The sequence below is a fragment of the Butyrivibrio hungatei genome (assembly GCF_001858005.1).
GTDB classification, from domain to species: Bacteria; Bacillota; Clostridia; order Lachnospirales; family Lachnospiraceae; genus Butyrivibrio; species Butyrivibrio hungatei.
This window is the reverse complement of the sequence record NZ_CP017831.1, coordinates 763106-780705: the sequence shown is the minus strand read 5'-3', so window position 1 is coordinate 780705 and position 17600 is coordinate 763106. Positions and strand designations below refer to the sequence as shown.

The following is a 17600-nucleotide window of genomic DNA, read 5'->3' as shown; positions in this document are numbered from 1 at the left end:
TACCTCCGTGGAGCTATTGACAAACCCCTGGGCTAAGCGTTTAATAAGACTAGAAAAAAAACATATTAACCGCTAGGGGAGCAATGCTGAGAGTGTACGTGCAATGCACGTCTAACCCTTATTACCTGATCTGGTTAGTACCAGCGTAGGGAAGCACGATTGATTATAACATCTTTTATTAGATGTGAGTACAAATAACCTCCCTTTATGCGGTAAAGGGAGGTATTTTTATGAATCTATTATTTGAAAAAATTGTTGATGACGGCTATGTAACATACGGTTTTACAACAGCCGGCTATATCGTCGGAGTAGTTCTCGGTGTTCTGCTGCTTCTATCTGTAAGTTTCTTCATTAACAAAGATGGCAAAAGTTCTATCAGCATCAAGCAGCTCACAACATCAGCTCTTTGCCTTGCTCTTGCATTTGTTTTATCTAATGTAAAGCTCTTCAAGGCACCAATGGGCGGTTCAGTCACACTTCTTAGCATGTTCTTTATCACATATATCGGATATCTCTACGGAGCAAGGATCAGCTTGTCAGCAGCCTTTGCCTATGGACTTCTCCAGCTTATCGTTGATCCTTATATCATCAGTGCTCCTCAGCTTGTATGTGATTACTTCCTTGCTTTTACAGCATTGGGACTTGCTGGTTTCTTTTATAACAAGAAGCACGGCATGTACATTGGTTACCTTGTCGGAATCTTTGGCAGATTCGTATTTTCAACACTTTCAGGTGTCATCTTCTTTGCAGATTACGCACCAGAAGGTATGTCACCACTTCTTTACTCAGTTCTTTACAATGGCTCATATATTGCAGTTGAAGCAATCATCACAATTGCAGTTGTCGCAATCCCTGCAGTGCACACAGGTCTTAACCGCCTGAAATTCGAGCTCAATGAAAAGACACTTAAAAGATCAGTTACTGTAAGCTAAGCGGAATCTCTTTTCCCAAAGAGAAGGAATAAATATATATTTCTTTAACCTTCATATTTGTCGAAGCTTCCAAAGCTTCTTTGTAATAGTCCAGCTGGATCCTATAACGACTCACAAGCTCAGTTTCATCGCTGACCTTGTCTGTCTTATAGTCCAGCAGTACTATTTCACCATCTTCAACAAAGAAAGCATCAATGATACCCTGTATGAGCACCATCTCTCCATCAGGAAACTTCTCATCAAGCCTACCTGCGTCAATTCCCATCATAAATGGTCTTTCTCTCATAAGAGCATTGTTTCTATAGGCTCTACCCATCCTTTTTCCAAGGTCTGTCAAAAGAAATGTGGCTACGTCCCATTCATTGACCGCGCTTTCATATTCTGAAGGGATCACCTTTTCTGTAGTCTTCTTAGTAAGCCATTTTTCAACTTCCTGTGCTATTTCTTTTCTGGAAAGATCAGCTAATGTCGCATTTCCATAAATATCCTCATCCAAAAGTTCCATGATCCTATGGTATGCAGTACCTCTTTCTGCTCCAGAAAGCTTACCTTCTACAGTTTCATATACAGGGGCATTCTCCTGACTTATATCCTTTGTAAATACCTCACCTTCCTGCTCTAACATGTGTTTTTTAAGTTCTGTAACAGTTGTCTTGGTGAAAAGACCCTTAAGGTTTTCGAAGGCGTACATGGCGCTGAATTTTTCCTTTAGTCTGTCTGAAAGATCTTTATCGAATTCCAAGTCAGCATCTGATTCAAGCTCTGCTCTTCTGATAACACCTGTTACCCCTTGACTTTCGATTATCGCAGCAAGATCACTATCTGAAAGGCTCTTAAAAGTAAGTGCCGGAACCTGTTTTTCATCGTCAAAATGTGCGTTCACGCTGTCAAAGGATATCTCATATTTTGAAAGCAGCTCTTTTACCTGAGGATGTCTGATAAGGGCAGCCAAAATAAAATCAAAATAGCTTGAAAAGGAAAGCCTCATTGAATATGGCAGTAGCTCTCCGCTTTCAGCAATTACCGGAAGATTACGGGCAGCCTTTATAAGAGTATCTGCAAGCTTCTTGACATATGCTGTCATGATCAGCTTTTCCTTGGCTCTTGTAAGGGCAACATATAAGACTCTAAGCTCTTCTCCAAGGCTATCTGTATTCATTTTATCTGCTATCATTATTCTCTTTAGAGTATCGTATTTTACTCTAAGCTCAGTATCTACGCACTTTACGCCTATGCCAAGGTCAAGGTCTGTTACGATATCGCCCTTGGTATCCATTCTGTTAAAGTTCTTGGAAAGGCCGGCAACGAATACAACAGGGAACTCAAGACCTTTACTCTTATGAATACTCATAATGCGAACTACATTAGCATTTTCATCTATTATGCCAGCTTCGCCGTAATCCACCTGAACAACCTTAAGATGCTCGATATATCTTACAAAGTGAAATAATCCTCTAAAGCTTGTCTTTTCGAAATTTGCTGCATTTGTCAAAAGAAGCTTCAAATTAGCTCTTCTCTTTTCTCCTGCAGGCATAGCTGTGATATAGCTGTCAAATCCTGTCTTATCCACTATATACTGCAAAAGCTCATGAACAGGAGTGTAGACAGATCTTTCCCTGAAATCTTCGATCATATCCACAAAAGTTTTTAATTTTGGATATGAATCCTCAGACTTTTCCACAAGTCCCTTGATTCCTCTGTAAAAAGAGTCGCCATCACTAAGTTCTTCATCCCCATCTATGGCAATCCTGATGCTTGCAAGCTCCTCATCAGAAAAACCACCTATGCAAGAATGCATGACACTTACAAGTGGAATGTCTTGAAGCGGGTTATCCACAATTGAAATGAGATTTAGAAGTATAGATACCTCCCAGGCATCAAAATATCCACTTTTTGACTCTATATATGTTGGAATTCCCTGGGATTCAAGGGTATTTTTAAACACATCATCCCAGCCAGCATTACTTCTAAGAAGGATAACCATATCCTTAAAGCTTAGATCAGGGTCTTCCTTCATAAGCTCATGAATCCTGCCGGCAATTGCTAGAGCCTCTTTTTCTTTGGCATCATAAGCTGTCATATCTACTGAGCCGTCATAGACCTCTTCCCCATCGATCAGCATAAGTTCCGGGGTTACACCATAGGTCTCAGCCGGGTAATCAGCACCAGTAACAAGCTCTGCGTCCTTGTCGTAAGCTACTCCTCCAAGGTCAGTGCCCATTATCTTCTTGAATATATAGTTTGTGATCTCAAGAACCTCTTTTCTGCTTCTAAAGTTCTTGTGCAGGTCGATTCTATGGTTCTTGGCTCCCTTTTCCTTGTCATAGGATGAGAGCTTATCCATGAAGATCTCAGGTCTTGCAAGCCTGAACTTATAAATACTCTGCTTGACATCGCCTACCATGAACCTCTCAGACTTTGCAGCCTCTTCGCCTGCAATAGACTTAAGGATCAATTCCTGTACGTTATTACTGTCCTGATACTCATCAATAAGAACTTCCTTGAAATAGTCCCTGTATTCAAGGGCTACAGCAGATGGAGTGTCTCCCGGATGCTCAACTAATATCTGCAGAGCAAAGTGCTCCATATCTGAAAAGTCTATGAGCTGATCCTCACGCTTTTTGGCATCGTAACGCTTCTTGTATTCAAGTGTAAGTCTACACAGCTCTTTTACTGCCCTGTCACAGAGTTTCATCTGAGAAACTACAGTTTCTGATGGAAGTGCAAGATAATTCTCCACAAGTTTTTTTACGATCTCTTTTACTTCGTCTCTAAGGCTCTTAGCATATTCCTTCTTATCCTCAGATACGGAAGGGTCCTTTTTTCCTGGAAGTCTGTCGAAGGTAATCCCGCGAACCCTGTCAAATAGCTCATCGTAGGTATCATATTGTAAAACCGCATCAATACTGTCTTTTTCAATTTGGAACCTGTCACCATAGTAATATGGACCGTCTGGCTCATTGGTAATTCTGATGGCTGTATCAAGCTTCTGAGAAGCCTCTTTTAATGACCTCTTAATATATGTAACGCAGTCTTTTACCCACTCTTCCTGGTCAAAAGATCTATCTCCAAGGTCATAGTCTGATGCTCTACTTGCGATCCAGTCTTCCGGCCAGGGCATACTCATAGAAAAGCGATACAGCTCTCCAATGTATTCTTCAACCTTCTTATCGTTACTTCCTGTACTAAAATAGTCCATGCAATAAAGGAAATCCTCATTGCCGTTTTCTTTTGCAAGAGCATACTCATCTTCAAAGAGCTGTTTCATAACTTCTTCCTGAAGAAGACGCAGTTCTCCGTCATCTCCCACATGGAATGAAGGGTCAAGTCCTATTACATTAAAATTGTTTCTAAGAACATACTGGCAAAAGGCATCTATAGTTGTGATCTGAGCATTGTGAATAAGTGTCTCCTGTTTTTGAAGGTGCTTATTATCCGGATCAGTCAACAATTTTTCTTGAATTGCAAGAGTGATCTTTTCCTTCATCTGTGCAGCAGCTGCCTTTGTAAAAGTCACAACAAGCAGATGATCAATATCCATATCGCTGCTGATCATCTGAATTATTCTCTCTACAAGTACAGCTGTCTTACCTGAGCCAGCTGCGGCAGATACTAGTATATTGGCGTCTCTTGCATCAATAACAGCCTGTTGTTCTTCAGTAAAATTTACTCCCATAGTCTCTTTTCCAATTCTAAAATCTAGAATTAATTATCCTCAGATTTAATGATTTCCATTGCATCGCTACTTGAAATATCAAGATTTCTCTTGGAATATCCCTTTATAGATTCATCATATCCACATATAGAGCGGTATGAGCAGTACGTGCAGGATGACCGGTCTCCCATCTCATAAGGGTTAACCTCGATATTACCGTTTAGAATGCTCTTTCCGAACTCTCTTATCTTCTTTTCTGTGAATCTGGAGATTGCTCCATAGTCAGCATCACTTAATGTTGAAGATCTGGAAGATAAGCTGCCGTCCTTTTTAAACTCAACTGGAATGATGTCAGACTTACCATTTATGCTGTCATCAAGCATCTGTATGACATCTGTTTTTTCACTGACCACACCAGTCATTTTAAGCTTTTGCTTTATCTCTTCATTGATAACATCTGGTTGTAAATCATTTTTTCCTTCAGCCATAGGATCATCTACATGATAATAGAGGATTGCAGCAGGTAGCACTTCTTTTCCATTAGACATTTTCCTGCTTGCAGCTGTTGCAACATTCATATACATGACCAGCTGTAGCTGAATACCATAATATAAAGATGCCACATTGAATTTATGATTACCGGATTTGAAATCTATTACCTTCACATAAACATGATCCGAATCCTCATATAGATCAACTCGGTCAATCCTTCCACGAAGTTTCATCTTCTCAGTGATATTCTTTTGCTCATCTTCTGAAAGAGCTATATTGATCTCATCAATATTACCAGCTTCTCTGAAATCCATCTCCACAAATGCAGGCTCGAATTTTCCTTTAGAAATCTGATATTGAAGGGTGTCTACTGTCCTTAAAAGTATCCTTCTGATCCTCTCGATCATGAATTGATTACGGGCGTTACTTAAAAGGATTGTCTCTCCGTAGCCATCAACGCACTCTGTTAAAGCACGATTTAATATTTCCTCAGACTTCTCTTTTGGCAAGTCTCTCCACTTTATATCTCCGCTCATGATCTCTGAGGTATACTTCTCAAGTACAGCGTGGAAAACATTACCCAGATCCGAAACATCAAACTCGTATTCTTTTCTCTCTTCAAGGTGAAGACCATAGCGAATAAAGTGTGCATAGCAGCATGATGCAAACTGCTCAAGTCTGCTGACTGAATTTTCAAGGGTTGCTCCATAAAGAGTAAGAGCTATAGCCTTGGCAAGGGGTCTGTTTTCATATTGCTTGAAGGCCGCATCTGTGATCTTATCAATAAAGCTGTTATCACCATTTTCTGCAAGGAGATCTTTTATGGTCTTATAAAGTGTCAAAAAGTTCTTTTTATCTTGGCCGCGAAGGAAGCCATTTGCATATTCCCTCATCATATCCGAAAGCTTATCTCTGCTATCTAAAAGCTTAACTGACTGACTTTCAAAATCTCCATCTTCAGGTCTTGAGATATGGATATTAGGAAACATTGTCGTTATCTTGGATATAAGATACGCCGGTCTCAAGCTCTTTCCATCAGAAGTAAGTTCTGCAAAGGAAAGATATAGCTTGTCTGTAGGCTTGGTGAGGTTCATGTACAGATAGAGCCTTTGGATGTACATTTGCTGCCTCGGAGTTGGTGCAAGCTCAACATTTGAGGTGGCATCAGCAAGGAACTGTCTATCGATATCTGAAAGGATTCCGCCGCCACCAGCATTTGAAGGAATATTTCCGTCATTGACACCAAGGAAGAATAAAACCTTAACTTCGCAAAGTCTTGTTCTTTCGATATCACCCACGATTATCCTGTCGACATCCTGAGGTATGGTTCCAACCTCAATATCTGCAAAGCCTGTGGATAGGATCTCTTTATACTCAGAAAGATCTATCTTTTCATCACCAAGAAGTCCATCCATCTGACATAGAAGTGTCATGATCTTGTCGTAGATCTGGTCGTACTCTCTTGCCTTTTTAAGATCACCCTCTGCCTTAAACTTATCTCTGTAAGCATCAAGCTTTTCTTTGGAATTATTACTCTCAATTACAGTTAAAAGAGCCTTTGTAATGTCCTTTACTGTTCCCTTTTTGGAGTCAGCAAGTGGTTTAAGCGACGAACTGATCGCATCTCGCATTTGGTCAAGCTTTTGAAGAAGCTCTAGTTCTTTTTCTGAAGCCTTCTCAGACTTCCTAGCCGTAGCAAAGCGCTTTGGCATACGCCTCATAAAACGGTCTTCCCATTGTTTTCTGCCTTTGATGCCAAGAGCCCTTACATAGTTTTCCAAAAGATCTGTATCTTCCGGACTAAAATCAGACATTCCACTTCGCATAAAATGGAAGACGTCTTCATATCTATAGCCTAAGATTACGATATTTATAGCACTTGTAATATATTCGATAATAGGATTAAGAAGCAGACTGCTATTCTTATCAATGTAAACTGGAATATCGAATTTACGTGCCTGATTACTGATAATATCTGCATAGCTATCAAGGCTTCCACATACAAGGGCAATATCTCTATAGGCATAGCCACCATCTCTTATAAGATCAGAAATCTTAATAAGAGCCTGTCTTACTTCTTCATTTATGGTCTGAGCCCTGAAGATCTCTATTCCGCTGGTATCAGCTGTGAACTTGTTGGCATTATATCTAAAGAGATTTTGCTCAAGAAAAGCAAGTGAAGGGTTATTCTCAAGTCTTTTAACGGTTTTGTCTGTTATGAATATATCCCCAGACTTAGGGTTTTTGGACATTTCTTCATTTCTTGCATTTCTGTATGCTTCAAATGAAGGAACGCCGATGGCTCCCTGTTCCTGAAGAAGGCTGTATTCAAGCTTTTCAAGGTCATAGACAGTTTTTTTACTGAGCATAAAGAGCTCCTGCTCTTCAAAAAAGCCTGTATATGGGTCATCCTCTGGGCTTATAGTCAAAGAAACAACTACCTCTTTGCTGACAGCAAGAAGCATCTTGATAACTCTGTACTGGATAGGCGTAAAGCCTGTAAAACCATCAAACACGATAACACTATCCTTTAGGATCTTGGATGATGGTATGGCGCCGCACAATACATCCAGAGTTTCCTCAGTGGTAATGTATTTATCCTTTATATATGCCAAAAACTCGCTATAGAGAAGCCTCAAATCCTTTATCTTGGCATTAAGTGCGCCCTTTTTAGAGCTCTTTTCCTCAAGGATAGCCAGTCCCTCATCTCCAATGCCATACTGCATGAATTCAGAGATTGTGGACTTAACCTCATCTATATAACCGGGTTTATGCATATTTTTGCCAATTATAGGGAGTTTATCGCCCAGGATGTCTGATACGCGCCTTAGAACAAGGCTCTTTCCCAGATCATCAAGCACAGAAAAAGAGCTAAGGCCTGCCTCTTCAAAGATTCTATGTGAAAGCCTGCCAAAGCTCAGAACATCGATATTCATTATTGCATGGGAAGGGTGCATCCTTACTACATCCTTCTGAGTCTGCATCGTGAACTGATCTGGAACTATGATGATATAATTCGTTCCAAGATCCTTCATACTTCTTTCGATTACTTCATTGTAAAGTCTGGTACTTTTCCCCGAACCAGACGCCCCAAAACAAAACCTTAACATGTGTATGCTATACCACCTATTATCAATAGAGATGTTCGTCATCTATCTCATCTGCAAATCTACAGCATGAGATATATTTCCATCTACCATTATAATAAAAAGGCAGTATCATGTACATCTGCATTCTACCTTTGTCAGTTGATACAGCGGAATGATAATAATCTACAAGATAATCGCCACCTGTAGCTTTAAGTCTGTCGTGTACTGTTGAGATATCATAGAATTTTCTAAATCTCGCTCTATCTTTCTTAATGAGATACTTATCAGAATATATCTTAACTGCTTCCTTGGCATCCATCTCTTTATCCGCGATTGCAAGCTGGTCACCGTTAAGGAAGATATTCTCCACAGTACCATCCTGGTCATAAAGATCAACTCTGAAGTACTGGTTAAATACATGCGCCATTGCAACCTGAATATTTTCAGATTTCTTGTCATCTGAATGTAGCGTGACGTTTCTGGATACTATGGCAAATGCGGACTTATTACCCTGACGTGACAAGAATCTTACCTTGGAGTTGATGACGCAGCCATTAACAATAACATCGATCTCTCCACGTTTATCCCTTGCTTTCTCAGCTTTATGCGACGCTTCAACTATTTTTCTGACTTCAGGGATTTCCGCATTTCTATTGCGCTTATTGGCCTGCTTCATGCTGGCAACACCGATACTTGAGAGGAAATTCTTGTAGGCATCGTTAATATAGATGAATGTGATATGATCACCTTCCATCTCATATATTCCAATAGGCACATTATTAAACACCTGCATTTTCTTGGGGCGAAGTGGCGTAGATCCAAGGAAGTTAATATCACCCATGGAGTCATAATACAAGTGATATGCGAAATCTTCGCAGTTTTCAAAGCTACAATCTTCTTCCCTTACAAAGCTTTCTACAGGCTTTGGCGTACCAAAAAGATATCCTTGAAGCTTTTCACAGCCAATTCTTCTTAAGAATTCGTACTGTTCTTTGGTCTCAACACCTTCTGCAAGAGTGTGTATTCCAAGTTCCTTTGCCATGCTGATGATAGCTGCTAGAATAACTCTTGTTTTCTTATTTTTCTCGTATTCACGGATAAAACTCATGTCAATCTTGATCATATCAAAGTCATAAGACTTAAGATTTCCAAAAGAACTATATCCCGTTCCAAAGTCATCCATCCAGATCTGGTAGCCCGATCTCCTAAGCTTTTTTATTTGCTCTCCAAGGAAATTATCTTCTGATGTAAGGGCACTTTCTGTAATCTCAATATTCAAAAGATTCTTTGGTATGTTGTATATCTTTCTACATCTGTCTATTTCAGCTTTTATGTCACATAATTCAAAATCAAGTCTGGAAAGGTTTATTGAAATAGGCTCCACAGCAAAACCGCTATCGATATCATCTCTTAGATCTGAGCACACCTGCTCTATCATATAGATATCAAGTTTGTGAATGAGGCGTACATTTTCCAACACCTCAACAAAGATACCAGGTGATATTATTCCATACTTAGGATCATTCCACCTTGCAAGGGCCTCATAGCCGCAGACTTTTCCTGTAAGTGCTCTAACTTCTTTCTGGTAATAAACCTTGAAGTATTTTTTCTTGAATGCAATTTCAAAGTTATCGATCACATACTGCCTTAGTTCATTCTTTTTATTTAACTCTTCTGAATAGATATTGTCATCCTTATCATAGACTCTTATGATGTCGTCGCAGGCAATCTTGGCTCTGTCCACCATAACAACAGGGTCTTTTTCTGTGCCATCAGCCTTATAAATACCGGCTTTTATGCGCATAACAAGGCCCTTCTGGTACTTAACCGCGCCAGCTCTCAGATCTGAAAGTTTTTTCAATATCTTTTTTTCATCGAGTGAATTCGCAAGGATAATAAACTGATCTCCACTAGTTCTGGCTACCAGTTCTTCTTTAAAAATGCTTTGAATCTCTTCTGCCAAGCCCTTAAGATATTGATTTCCCCCAAGAAAGCCATATCTTTGGTTAAAGGCCTTAAAATTCATCACATTAAGATATACGATTATTGACTTTTCTGATGCAGAAAATTCCCCATGTCCTTGAAGATGATCTAAAATCCCAGTAAGATTATGAAGCCCAGTCAACTCATCAAGGTGGCGACTTTCTACTATCTCATTGATCTCACATTCATCCATCGTACTTACCTAACATGTCAAACACACGAAAATGCACAATATCGCATAGTTTATTGTATCATTATTTTACCGCATTTTTGACACTATTCTGACGCTTTATCAAATTTTCATATTTACTTGATTTATTTTTTCAATATGGTAACTTTAACTTATGCTTACTTACAATCTCTCTAACGGGGAAGGTCCCCTTTATACAAGGCTTTATCAGCACATAAAACGCGATATCTCAAATGGAAAGCTTACTCCTGGCGAGAAGCTCCCATCAAGAAGGGCTCTTGCTGAAAACATGGGAGTAAGTACTGTAACTGTTGATAATGCCTATGGTCAGCTCCTTGAAGAAGGCTACATCTATGCCCTTCCTAAAAAGGGCTATTTTGTGTCGCAGATTTCCGGAAGCATTCTTTTTCCTGAAGTGAAAGGTAAAAAGAAATCTTCATCCAAACTAAATTTCAAGAAAAAACTAGGAATAACATAACGTTTGATTTCTCATCTAATAAGCCAGATGCTGATAGTTTCCCGTTTTCTGTTTGGGCAAAACTCACCAGAGAGGCTGTGTCTGGACATAGTGATGAGCTTTTAAAAGTATCTGATTACAGCGGAATCTATGAGCTTAGATCTGCAATCGCAGCTCATTTATCTTCCTTCAGAGGAATGAGTGTTGACCCTGACCAGATCATTGTTGGCGCTGGAACAGAATACCTTTACGGACTACTGATAAAGCTTTTGGGTAAAGATAAAAAATACTGCATAGAAAATCCTGGTTATAAAAAGATCAGTCAGATATATGAAACAGAAGGCGTAAGCTACTACCTTGGAAGCATGGACGAATATGGTTTATTGGTCTCAGAGCTAGATAGGTCAGGAGCAGATATCGCACATATTAGCCCTACTCACCACTTTCCCACAGGTATTACCATGCCTGTTCCAAGGCGACTAGAACTACTGTCCTGGGCTTCAAAGGATTCCTCAAGGTACATCATAGAAGATGATTACGACAGTGAATTCAGGCATAAGGGCACTCCTATTCCGCCTCTCCAAACAATGGACTCTTTTGACAAGGTTATCTATATCAATACCTTCTCAAAATCCCTTGCTTCTACCATAAGAATCGCATATATGGTACTGCCTCCCCACCTGGCGCAGTTCTTTTACGACAAGCTGTCATTTTATTCATGCACAGTCTCAACATTCGATCAGTTCACACTGGCATCTTTTATTGAAAAGGGCTATTTTGAAAAACATATAAATCGTATGAGACTTCAATATGGCAGAAAAAGAGAACAGGTTCTTGGCATATTTGAAGAAGTACTGGGAAGTGAATCGAAGTCTTCAGGTTATAAAATAGTTGAAAATGACTCTGGTCTTCACTTTATCTTGGAGCTAAAGACCAGGTATAAAGATGCCGAGATAGAAAAACAACTGTTATCTAAAAGTATCAAGATCTCTGCAATCTCTGACTTCTATATGGATGCTTTTGATGCTAAATTGGATGCAGCTTCACAGGGTAAATTTATTATAGATTATTCAAATATGAACATAGCTCTTTTACCTGATGCGTTAAAAGAGATAAAAAAATTGTTGTCTTAAAAGATAGTGTTGCAAACTGGTATTTAAAAAAATAATAGAATTGGGTATTATAATAATACCAAAACAAGCGTATATTCATACCTAAAGTTGTACAAAACATCGTACCGGAGGAGAAAATATGGATACCACATCAATAAGCGCACTACGTAAGACTGACAAAGTAAAATGGATCGCTATCACAGCTCTTTTTATGGCATTTAATATAATAATGTCCAGCGTTGGAATTCCTGTTCCTGGAGGACACCTGTATTTATGTGATGTCATCATTTGTACTGCTGCTCTTTTACTTGATCCACTTGCTGCATTTATAGTTGGAGGAATCGGTTCATTTCTTGGAGATTTCCTTTTTTATCCAGCTCCAATGTTTGTATCGCTTGTAACACATGGACTTCAGGCTGTTGTTGTATCAGTTATAGCAAGTAAAGGCCTTGGAGACAAAAAGAAGCATTTTACTTTTTCGCTCATTGGAACTTTGATCGGTGGTATTATAATGGTTGTTGGCTACACGCTTGGTAAGACTTTTGTGTACAGCACTTTTGAATACGCTATGGTCAAGCTCCCATATGAGATAGCTCAGGCTCTTCTTGGAGTATTTGGTTCACTTTTCCTGTATTTCAAGGCAGGACTTGGCAATATCTATAAGAGAATGGGATTAAATTCATAATATCAGACATATATTTAAGGAGTTACAAAAATGGATTGTAAAGAAATAACTAACCAAAGCAAGCAGGCTGTTTGCGAGATCTTGGAGAAGGCCCGTCTTAAAAAGGGTGATATCTTCGTAATTGGCTGTTCATCTAGCGAGATCTTGGGCGACCAGATCGGTACTGCAACTAATCTTGACTCTGCAAATGCAGTATACGACGGCATTATCCCTGTACTACGTGAAAACGGCATCTATGCTGCAGTTCAGTGCTGCGAGCATTTAAACAGAGCTCTTGTAGTTGAGAGAGAAGTTTTGGAAAAGTACGGATTTGAGCAGGTTAACGCTATTCCTCAGCCAAATCACGCAGGAGGAGCCCTTGCTACAGTAGCTTATGAGCGTTTTGATGATCCCGTACTTGTTGAATCAATAAATCAGAAAGCAGATGCAGGTATCGACATTGGAGGCACAATGATCGGAATGCACATGCACAGCGTAGTAGTTCCTATGAGAATCTCACTTCGCAAGATTGGCGAAGCTCCTATAATATGTGCTCGTCACCGTCCTAAGTACGTAGGCGGCCAGAGAGCGATATATGATGAAGATCTGATGTGATTTTTTATTTTAGAATATTGAGTGATGTCACTTGTTTTGCTTTTTACCTGCATTTGATAGTTTAAGTCGAATGCAGGTAATTTTTTATTTACCAAAAGTAATCTAGTTTTTGATTTGTTACCTGCATTCCTTTCTTGCACTTGAATGCAGGTAATGTTTTCTTTCCCTAAAGCAAGTTTTCTCTTGATTTGTTACCTGCATTCTAATTTTTTGCATAGATGCAGGTAATTTATTCTATCCTTTTGGATTCTGAAATCCATTTTTGTTACCTGAATAAGCATCATTATGAGCATTGCAGGTAACCATACCTTTAGTTTCTCGAACTCGTGCTTAGATTTTTTACCTGCATTGCCCACTTACGAATGAAAGCAGGTAATTTGTGCATAGCAAACTCTACTACAGCAAATTATTGTAGCTTAGTTTCTTGTAGCTTAGTTTCTTGTAGCTTAGTTTCCATTCATCCACGTGTTACTTGGATTTGTTCCATAAAATAAAAGGCTTGTAACAACAGGGTTACAAGCTTTTTATTTTATAGCATACTGTATATGCCAAAACATGAACAAGAACAAAAACTAGACAATAAACTAAATTAGTGATGGAAAAGGCGAAGTCCTGTGAATGCCATTACCATATCGTGGCTATTTGCAGCTTCGATAACGTTGTCATCACGAACTGATCCGCCAGGCTGAGCTACGTACTTAACACCGCTCTTATAAGCTCTCTCGATGTTATCTCCAAATGGGAAGAATGCATCTGAACCAAGGGCTACGTCAGTGTTCTTATCAAGCCAGGCTCTCTTTTCAGCCTCTGTAAATACAGGTGGTTTCTCTTTGAAGATGTGCTCCCACTTGCCATCAGCAAGTACATCCATGTAATCAGCGCCGATGTAGAGGTCAATTGCGTTATCTCTATCTGGACGCTTTATTGTATCAAGGAATGGAAGGTTAAGTACCTGTGGAGCCTGTCTAAGGAACCAGTTATCTGCCTTAGAACCAGCAAGTCTTGTGCAGTGGATACGGCTCTGCTGACCAGCACCGATACCGATTGCCTGTCCGCCCTTTACGTAGCAAACTGAATTTGACTGTGTATATTTAAGTGTGATAAGCGCGATGATAAGGTCGATCTTGGCTGACTCAGGAAGGTCCTTGTTGTCAGTTACGATATTTGTGAGCATGTCCTCACCGATCTCGATGAAGTTGTGGCCCTGCTCGAATGTTACGCCAAATACCTGCTTCTTTTCAATCTCTTCAGGAACATAGTTCTCATCAATCTTGATAACAGCATAGTTTCCATTTTTCTTAGCCTTTAAGATCTCAAGAGCTTCATCTGTATAGCCTGGAGCAATGATTCCGTCAGAAACTTCTCTTTTAACAAGTCTTGCTGTATCCGCGTCGCAAACATCTGAAAGTGAGATGAAATCTCCAAATGATGACATTCTGTCTGCGCCTCTTGCCCTTGCATAAGCATTAGCAAGTGGGCTAAGCTCACCAAGATCCTCTACCCAGTAGATCTTTTTCTCAATATCTGTAAGAGGTGTGCCTACTGCTGCACCTGCAGGTGATACGTGCTTGAATGATGTAGCTGCTGGGAGTCCTGTAGCTTTTTTGAGCTCAGAAACAAGCTGCCATCCATTAAGAGCATCTAAAAGGTTGATATATCCAGGTCTTCCATTTAATACCTCGATTGGAAGATCTGCGCCGTTCTCCATGTAAACACGTGAAGGCTTCTGATTAGGGTTACATCCGTATTTAAGCTGAATCTCGTTCATTTTAATCTCCTTTACTTACTCCATAGCTCTTTTCATGCGTTCTTGTTGATAATGCGACTCTCGTACTTGCCTGTTGCGATGTCGATGTATCTTGTGAAAAGAGATACCTTATTATCTGCGTTCAAAGCTTCCCATACATTCTTGGTAAATGTATCGATATCGTCTTCGATGCTGACAAGTGTAGGCTCTCCCTCATAGCTAGGAAGTGGATTACCATCTCCCATGTATGTGTGGATAAAGTAGCCCTGGCCTGCCTTAGGGTTGTCGTATGTGAATGTGTTTCTGATGCACTGACTTGCGTCGCCGTGGTCACTCTTTAAGATTGACATAGCAAAATCATACTTGCCATCAGCAACATTCATGATTCCTGAAATTCTAGGTGTATAGTTAGGTGCGTCAGGCTCAAACTCTCTTGTTCTAAGAGACTGCTCAAAAGTCTGGCCAGCCTTCATAAGGTCGTAGATTGTGTCTGTCTGGTCGCCGTTTGTTACGATTGTTGAGTTGCCAAGAACTCTAACTGGAGCATAGATGATAAGGCTTGGATCCTCCATTTTGGATGGGTCAAAAGCCTGTGTGCGAATGCCCTCTCCTTCCTCTACAAATACGCGGTTTCTTGAGTTCTCGCTTCTTCCCATGATGAAATATGCGCAAACAGCGTATTTTCCGTCTGTTGAAGTACCGATCACAATACCTCTACCTGGGTAAGATGTACTTCCAATCTCTGCACGATAATCCTTCATATTCGTCTCCTTTATGGTCGAAAAATGATTTCTCGCTTGATGTGCTTGGGGAATGCTTAGAAACTTTTTAAAAAGTGTTTGTGGAATATAAAAAGCCTGAGCATCCCACTGATCAAGCGGTTGCCCAGGCGGTCGACTCAACATATATTCATCCATACTCCCATGTGGTTACCCACTTATCCGCCAGTTGTATGGACATGTATAACATACACTTTCCGGAAGATTTTTTCAAGGGGGTTACACTGGATTTTTGTTATCACTTTTTTAGTTCCCCAAATACCTTAAGTGAATCAAGGGGATTGCCCTTAAAGTCAAACAGGGCCTGATTATCCCAGGAGCAACCTCCATAATAAAGACCTGCATCCTCTGGATCATAATCTTTTGAATAGCTAGATGCCCAGCCGCTTCCATATTTTTCCCATATTTCTTCGTTACTTTTTCTGTCACTTCCTACTGGAATCCAGGTTCCTTCCCAGTAAAAGACCCCAAAAGCACCTGCATCGTTTGCATTTTGAATAACATCTGCTATCATACTTTTCTGTCCTTCAACTGTAGCTGGATATCCTTCCATCAGGTCTTTGGGGCTAGAAACTGAGTTAGGGAAGCCATCACCATCTTCCAAGGTGTATGGATAGGATGTTTCTGCAATAAATACCTCTTTGCCGTGGCGCTTCTGGATCGCGGACACCATAGATTTCATGTTGTCAAAAGAGCCGTCCCAGAAAGGATAGTAAGAAAGTCCTATGGCGTCAAAGTCGATGTTTGCTTCCACCAGATTGTGAACAAGGTTATCAACTTCGCCTTTTTTCTTGATATTTGTATAGTGAATGGCTATCTTGATGTCCTGGTCATATTTTTCAGACACACCGCGAACAGCGTTACAGCCTGAATCAAGAAGCTTTAATACGTCTCTGATATTGCTCTCGCCACTCATTCCGTAGTTGATCTCGTTGCCAACCTGCACCATTCCTATGTCTATGCCCTCATCAAGCATTTTGCTAAGGGCATCCTCAGTAAATTCGGATAGCAGATTGCACTTTTCATCTACACTCTTGCCTTCCCAAGCCTTTGGTGCGTGCTGTCTCTTAGGATCAGCCCAGAAGTCTGAATAGTGGAAATCTATGCAAACCTTCATGCCTGCTGCAGTAGCTCTTTTACCAAGGGCTATAGCTGTCTCAACGTCGTTATTGCCTCCGCCGTAGCCATTGCCATTCTCGTCGTAAGGATCGTTCCACACACGGATTCGAATGTAATTGATTCCTGCGTCTGCAAGAACATAAAAAGGGTCACATAAAATGCCGTCAAAGTTAAAATAAGCCACGTTGCTATAATCCTCGGCTAGAACTGATGAAGCATCCATGCCCATTATAAAGTCCTGGGGAATTGGGAGGTGTGTGGGTTCTTGAGGCTCAGTGGATGAAGCGGTGCTTGAGGCTTCCTGCTTGCTCTCATCGGTACTTTCAGTTTGTTCTGCTGCTGCACTGTTCCCAGCACTTCCGCAAGCCGTAATCGCCAGCATTCCCGCAAGTATGGCTGATACCGCCCTAATAGTAAGTCTTCTGCTCGTTTTCCTCATGATGTAATTCTCCTTGTGCTTGTTTTTCTCTTGATTTTACTAATGCCTGCGCTCTTGGTCACGGTCTTAGTCGCGCGTAAACTCTTGTTATTACCTGCATTGCGCTAATTTAATGCATTTCAGGTAATGTTTTTAAGTCGTAAGACAATGTTTAACTTGTTTTTGTTACCTGCATTGCGCCGATTTCTTTATTTGTAGGTAACAGCCTCCAGAAGCCAATACCCTTTTTTACTTGTTTTTATTACCTGCATGGCGCCGATTTCTTTATTTGCAGGTAACAACCTCCAGAAGCCAAGGTCCTTTTTCACTTGCTTTTTTTCCTGTTTA

At 40.3% G+C, this 17600-nt stretch carries 11 protein-coding genes and 2 riboswitches; of the genes, 5 read left to right on the top strand and 6 right to left on the bottom strand.

Features of this window, described 5'->3' with window-relative positions; translation table 11 throughout:
* The first annotated feature begins 64 nt into the window (after positions 1-64).
* A riboswitch (TPP riboswitch) is annotated at positions 65-169 on the top strand.
* A gap of 61 nt (positions 170-230) precedes the next feature.
* Positions 231-932, top strand: coding sequence for an energy-coupled thiamine transporter ThiT (thiT, locus tag bhn_RS03935; RefSeq protein WP_071175462.1), 702 nt, complete (start codon positions 231-233; stop codon positions 930-932).
* Here the strand turns inward: thiT and addA are convergent.
* Genes addA through bhn_RS03920 form a run of 3 tightly spaced genes read right to left on the bottom strand, consistent with a single transcriptional unit; the run spans position 919 to position 10344 of the window.
* Positions 919-4608 carry a helicase-exonuclease AddAB subunit AddA gene (gene addA / locus bhn_RS03930; protein WP_071175461.1) on the bottom strand — a complete coding sequence of 1230 codons (3690 nt, stop codon included), beginning with the start codon at positions 4606-4608 and terminating at the stop codon, positions 919-921. The genes thiT and addA overlap by 14 nt on opposite strands.
* A gap of 29 nt (positions 4609-4637) precedes the next feature.
* Entirely contained in the window at positions 4638-8189 is a 3552-nt protein-coding gene (locus tag bhn_RS03925; RefSeq protein ID WP_071175460.1) for a PD-(D/E)XK nuclease family protein, read from the bottom strand.
* A 22-nt stretch (positions 8190-8211) separates the two neighbouring features.
* Positions 8212-10344: a GGDEF domain-containing phosphodiesterase gene (locus bhn_RS03920; RefSeq protein WP_071175459.1), complete on the bottom strand. Its 2133-nt coding sequence runs from the start codon at positions 10342-10344 to the stop codon at positions 8212-8214.
* Positions 10345-10495: 151 nt separating this feature from the next.
* On the opposite strand from bhn_RS03920, the gene bhn_RS15915 reads away from it, so the two are divergent.
* From bhn_RS15915 to bhn_RS03905, 4 genes are all read left to right on the top strand, one after another.
* Positions 10496-10819: a GntR family transcriptional regulator gene (locus tag bhn_RS15915; protein ID WP_236845960.1), complete on the top strand. Its 324-nt coding sequence runs from the start codon at positions 10496-10498 to the stop codon at positions 10817-10819.
* Complete coding sequence (pdxR, locus tag bhn_RS03915) at positions 10774-11931, top strand: MocR-like pyridoxine biosynthesis transcription factor PdxR (protein ID WP_330393264.1); 1158 nt, start codon at positions 10774-10776, stop codon at positions 11929-11931. Before bhn_RS15915 ends, pdxR begins: the two co-directional genes overlap by 46 nt.
* Before the next feature lie 118 nt (positions 11932-12049).
* Positions 12050-12595, top strand: coding sequence for an ECF transporter S component (locus bhn_RS03910; RefSeq protein WP_071175458.1), 546 nt, complete (start codon positions 12050-12052; stop codon positions 12593-12595).
* A gap of 30 nt (positions 12596-12625) precedes the next feature.
* Positions 12626-13189: a TIGR01440 family protein gene (locus bhn_RS03905; protein ID WP_071175457.1), complete on the top strand. Its 564-nt coding sequence runs from the start codon at positions 12626-12628 to the stop codon at positions 13187-13189.
* Positions 13190-13778: 589 nt separating this feature from the next.
* On the opposite strand, the gene bhn_RS03900 is transcribed toward bhn_RS03905, so the two are convergent.
* The 3 genes from bhn_RS03900 to bhn_RS03890 all read right to left on the bottom strand — a co-directional run bounded on the left by bhn_RS03900 (position 13779) and on the right by bhn_RS03890 (position 17273).
* Positions 13779-14957 (bottom strand): phosphoribosylaminoimidazolecarboxamide formyltransferase, encoded by a 1179-nt coding sequence (locus bhn_RS03900; RefSeq protein WP_071175456.1) that lies wholly within the window; start codon positions 14955-14957, stop codon positions 13779-13781.
* Between the two features lie 32 nt (positions 14958-14989).
* Entirely contained in the window at positions 14990-15697 is a 708-nt protein-coding gene (locus bhn_RS03895; protein WP_071175455.1) for an IMP cyclohydrolase, read from the bottom strand.
* Positions 15698-15812: 115 nt separating this feature from the next.
* A riboswitch (ZMP/ZTP riboswitch) is annotated at positions 15813-15898 on the bottom strand.
* Positions 15899-15953: 55 nt separating this feature from the next.
* On the bottom strand, positions 15954-17273 hold the full coding sequence (locus tag bhn_RS03890) for a glycoside hydrolase family 53 protein (RefSeq protein WP_071175454.1): 1320 nt from the start codon (positions 17271-17273) through the stop codon (positions 15954-15956).
* Positions 17274-17600 lie beyond the last annotated feature (327 nt).

Bases quoted from the DNA above. Each gene is read 5' to 3' on its own strand.
- bhn_RS03925 (WP_071175460.1), bottom strand. From the start codon at position 8,189: ATGTTAAGGTTTTGTTTTGGGGCGTCTGGTTCGGGGAAAAGTACCAGA.
- bhn_RS03910 (WP_071175458.1), top strand. From the start codon at position 12,050: ATGGATACCACATCAATAAGCGCACTACGTAAGACTGACAAAGTAAAA.
- bhn_RS15915 (WP_236845960.1), top strand. From the start codon at position 10,496: ATGCTTACTTACAATCTCTCTAACGGGGAAGGTCCCCTTTATACAAGG.
- bhn_RS03905 (WP_071175457.1), top strand. From the start codon at position 12,626: ATGGATTGTAAAGAAATAACTAACCAAAGCAAGCAGGCTGTTTGCGAG.
- bhn_RS03920 (WP_071175459.1), bottom strand. From the start codon at position 10,344: ATGGATGAATGTGAGATCAATGAGATAGTAGAAAGTCGCCACCTTGAT.
- thiT (WP_071175462.1), top strand. From the start codon at position 231: ATGAATCTATTATTTGAAAAAATTGTTGATGACGGCTATGTAACATAC.
- addA (WP_071175461.1), bottom strand. From the start codon at position 4,608: ATGGGAGTAAATTTTACTGAAGAACAACAGGCTGTTATTGATGCAAGA.
- bhn_RS03900 (WP_071175456.1), bottom strand. From the start codon at position 14,957: ATGAACGAGATTCAGCTTAAATACGGATGTAACCCTAATCAGAAGCCT.
- bhn_RS03890 (WP_071175454.1), bottom strand. From the start codon at position 17,273: ATGAGGAAAACGAGCAGAAGACTTACTATTAGGGCGGTATCAGCCATA.
- bhn_RS03895 (WP_071175455.1), bottom strand. From the start codon at position 15,697: ATGAAGGATTATCGTGCAGAGATTGGAAGTACATCTTACCCAGGTAGA.